The 3922-nt window shown below is 30.0% G+C and carries 5 protein-coding genes; 2 read left to right on the top strand and 3 right to left on the bottom strand.

The window, feature by feature from the left end; translation table 11 throughout:
- Nucleotides 1–166 precede the first annotated feature (166 nt).
- Entirely contained in the window at nucleotides 167–604 is a 438-nt protein-coding gene (locus NF27_RS02820; protein ID WP_039455579.1) for a GNAT family N-acetyltransferase, read from the top strand.
- Here the strand turns inward: NF27_RS02820 and NF27_RS02825 are convergent.
- From NF27_RS02825 to NF27_RS02835, 3 genes are read right to left on the bottom strand one after another with little or no spacing between them, the layout of a single operon-like run.
- Entirely contained in the window at nucleotides 601–1086 is a 486-nt protein-coding gene (locus NF27_RS02825; RefSeq protein WP_039455581.1) for a thermonuclease family protein, read from the bottom strand. The genes NF27_RS02820 and NF27_RS02825 overlap by 4 nt on opposite strands.
- A gap of 44 nt (nucleotides 1087–1130) precedes the next feature.
- Nucleotides 1131–1937 carry a ParB/RepB/Spo0J family partition protein gene (locus NF27_RS02830; RefSeq protein WP_053332526.1) on the bottom strand — a complete coding sequence of 269 codons (807 nt, stop codon included), beginning with the start codon at nucleotides 1935–1937 and terminating at the stop codon, nucleotides 1131–1133.
- Between the two features lie 16 nt (nucleotides 1938–1953).
- Complete coding sequence (locus tag NF27_RS02835; RefSeq protein ID WP_039455583.1) at nucleotides 1954–2916, bottom strand: ParA family protein; 963 nt, start codon at nucleotides 2914–2916, stop codon at nucleotides 1954–1956.
- A gap of 364 nt (nucleotides 2917–3280) precedes the next feature.
- On the opposite strand from NF27_RS02835, the gene NF27_RS11080 reads away from it, so the two are divergent.
- Nucleotides 3281–3922: hypothetical protein (locus NF27_RS11080; RefSeq protein ID WP_458692788.1), on the top strand; the 642-nt coding region annotated here is incomplete at its 3' end.

The following is a 3922-nucleotide window of genomic DNA, read 5'->3' on the forward strand; positions in this document are numbered from 1 at the left end:
TTAGGGGGTCAAATAGACTGAAACTCTAAGGGGTCAATATCAATGACATTCAACAGGATACTTATCTCCTAATGAGTTTGAAAACCTTTATTATAATAATTATACATAGACAACATTCGTCTACACAACAGGGGGAACTTCACTTATTTAATTATATTTATATTAAATGAATAATATATCCCTTATAGACTTGAAACCTCAGATAGATTGCCTGCCCTACCCTATACCTAATATCTTGCTTTCACTGTTAAATTGTCCCATTACACTTCAGACTTATAAAGATATGATATTTGATTATAAAATTAATAGCTCCTCCGAATTGCTCGGCATTAAATCAGATAATGAGCTTATAGGTGCTATAGGCTTGGAGGTGTTGCATAATACAGGTACTATCAAACACTTTAAAATATTACCTCAATATCAACGCCAAGGTATAGGTTCAAAAATAATAAAAACTCTACCTATAAAATACAATTTAAACTTTTTACAGGCTGAAGCAGATATCAATACTGTTAATTTTTATATTAAGCTTGGCTTTATAGTGGAAGAAATTAATAATAACCCCTGCTCTACTTCCAATTATATATGTATTCTTAGAATTTAAGGCTTTTTTCTCATTCTATATTCTTCAGGCTTTGTAAATGTCCCAGCCCATATCCCTAGCTTTTTTTGCTTAGCCTGCTGCTCTTCATTGATATATAACTTGCTATATTTAGTATATGCTACCGCATATCCGTTCCTTACCATCTCGGCATTTATACTTTGAAACTTATGATTATAACAGATACTGACCTCTCTTCTGTATCGGTCTTTACTTTTACTGAAACAAAATACTTTGTTTTGATCAACTATCTTAGCTAGATAATCCTTTGCTTCTATTCCGCATTGCCACTCCCTGTCCTGTTTGGTTTTACATTTCTGGTTTTTTTCCGGTGCGTCTATTCCATATAAACGTATTTTTTGGCTACCTATTATTATTGTATCACCGTCAGTAATTTTGGCTTCTCCGTATAAACTGCCTTGGAATAAGTATCCTATCATTCCTATAAAGGTTAGACCCATTGCATACTTATGATTTTTTTTCATTCTACAAAATTGTATTTAAAGTTAACCCTATATCTTAAAGCATATTATTTTAGGTGCTCAATAATTTTATTTAATTCTTCTTTAAGCTTCATTTTCTGACCATGATCAAGTTTTTTTACGCCGTTTAACTGGGAAATAATATTGCCATTATTGAAAGATAATCTTATAATGGAAAAGTTTTTTGTTGGGTTAAGAGATTTTAATACCTCGGGCAACTCTTCAACACCTAGTTTCTTATTCTCCATTTTAGCTAGCTTTCTTAATTTATCTCTATTAGTTATATTATTTTCTACAGCAAATTGTTTAAGATTATAACTCATTTGAGAATATTGTAATAATTCTGAGACTTTTGATTCACTTATAGATAGCCTATTAGCTAACTGAGATTGAGATTCAAATATTTTATTTTTAAGCAAATAATTGAAAGCAGTTCCTAATTCAACTGGGTGAAGATCTTGCCTATGTATGTTTTCTATAATTGCAATTTCTTCAGCTAAGTTCTTATCTTTGAGCAAAATACATGGCACCTTATCCAACCCGGCTACTTTAGCAGCCCTTAGTCTTCTTTCACCACTTACTACCTCATATTTACCTTTCTCACCATCATATGGAATCACGGTAAGAGGATGTCTAATTCCATGTTGTTTAATTGATTGAGCTAATGACTCAATTTCTTCTAGCGGAAAATGTTTTCTGGCTTGGTTTTTAAAGGGTATTAGATCATTAACATCAATATAATAATATTCACCTACGTTCTTCTCTAAACCTATACTTGACCTTCCAAAGTTAACTTCAGGTTTAGTTAGTTTTGATAATGACTCAGAAATTTCCTTATATCTTACTTTACCCATTTACAATCCTTATATATTAACAAGAAATATTTATAATATAATGCACTAACTCTGTGATATCTTCAACTGCAATAGAATTTTTCTTAGCAAATAATGCTAAAGGCTTACCTATCTTGGCTGAGGTAACTATATCTTCACTTCTTCTAATTGCAAAATTTTCTTTAATATATTCTGAATAATACATTTTAAGAACAGTCATTGCTTCAGCAGCATTTGTTGTCCTGTCCTCATACTTATTAGGTATAATATTTATTAACTTTGGAGCCATACGCATATGATGCCAAAATCTATTTAAATCCTCCATTAATAACTTTAATCCATTTAAACTATATGGCTGCGTCTCACATACTATATCTAGCACATCTACATAAGTTACTACATTTCTATTTAATATACTTATAGTTGGGTTAGTATCTACAAATATAAAATCATAATTATTTTCTATAGATTCTAAATCAATTTTTAGTCTTTCTTCTCTTTTTGGAAGTTGAGAAATCTCAGTTTCTAACCTTGTTAAAGATAAATTTGAGGGTATACAATCCAAACCATTAAATATTGTATGAATAACATTTTCCGGCTTTTGATTACCCATAATTAAATCATATAACGTAAGATTTTCATCATTGGCTAAACCAAAAGATACAGAAAGATGTGCCTGAGGATCTGCATCAATAACTAGGACATTGAAACCCATTAAAGCTATGTGGCAAGCAACCTGGAAACATATACTTGTTTTACCAGTTCCTCCTTTAAAATTATAAAATGAATGCTTTTTTTTAATTATTTTTTTATCTAAATCGAAAAGGGCTCTTATAGCTTGCCTGACATGCGCAATATTATATCTCATATTTCTATGATTACCTTCTTCTATTGGTAATATGTTATTAGTAGATAAATACCGACTCACCGCTGACTGAGAAACGTTAGCAAGTTGCGCCATAGTTCTTTGCGTTATACCTTCAACATTATAATCTACCATGCAATCCTTCTTTTTATTATTTAAAACTTTATTATATCTTCGCGGCCGCGAAGATATGTATTTAAATATTATTATATTATCATTTATAATTTATATCACTATTTTAGCTTTGCAACTTAATTTTTAATTTTTTATAAAATAGGTTGCAACATCAAATTAATATGTTATACCTAATATAAAGTAAATATTTAAGAAAGGTTAAGAAGGGTTATTGAGAGTATAAATTGAGATAGTTTTATAAAAAAGGGCACAGACTACGTCCATGCCGCTTAATCCTAAATTTATAGTACTATATTAATACTATAAGGTCAAGCGTAGTCTTTGTTTTATAACAACTTTTATTGTTTTAAAGGAGACATATGTCATGACCAAAATGACCATATATGAAAAGCTTTTAGAAAAGCATTTTCATCCACAAATCATTATCCCTCAATTAGCTGAGGAATTAGGCCTAGAGCAGGCAATCATCATACAACAACTTCATTACTGGCTGCAAAAATGTGGTAAAATAATCGATGGTAATGTTTGGGTATATAATACCTTTAATGATTGGAGTAAGCAGTTTGCTTATTGGTCTATCTCTAAAATTAAAAGATTTTTTTATTCTTTAGAAAAGCAGGGCATCATTTTATCTAAAAAACTTAATGCCTGTAAATCAGACCATACCAAGTGGTATTCAATTGATTACACTAAGCTTATTGAGATACTACAAAATTTCATGCCTGAAAAAAATTTTAGCTCAGAACAATTTGAACTATCTTTGTGTCAATCTGACACAATCATTAATAGGTTAACAGATAATAACCACCATAATACTAACTTTCTTTCTAATAATAATAAAACTAGTTCAAGGTTTAGAAAACCAGACAGACAAAATTTAAATTCTTTTGAAAAAGAAAGTTTTAAAGATGTTATGCAAACAATACCTTCACACAATCATATGTTCAAAACATTAGATAAAAAGACCGTTATAGTAGAGAAAGAGATATCAGAAGAAGGAACTGAT

Origin of the sequence: Candidatus Jidaibacter acanthamoeba (assembly GCF_000815465.1) — a bacterium.
GTDB lineage: Bacteria > Pseudomonadota > Alphaproteobacteria > Rickettsiales > Midichloriaceae > Jidaibacter > Jidaibacter acanthamoebae.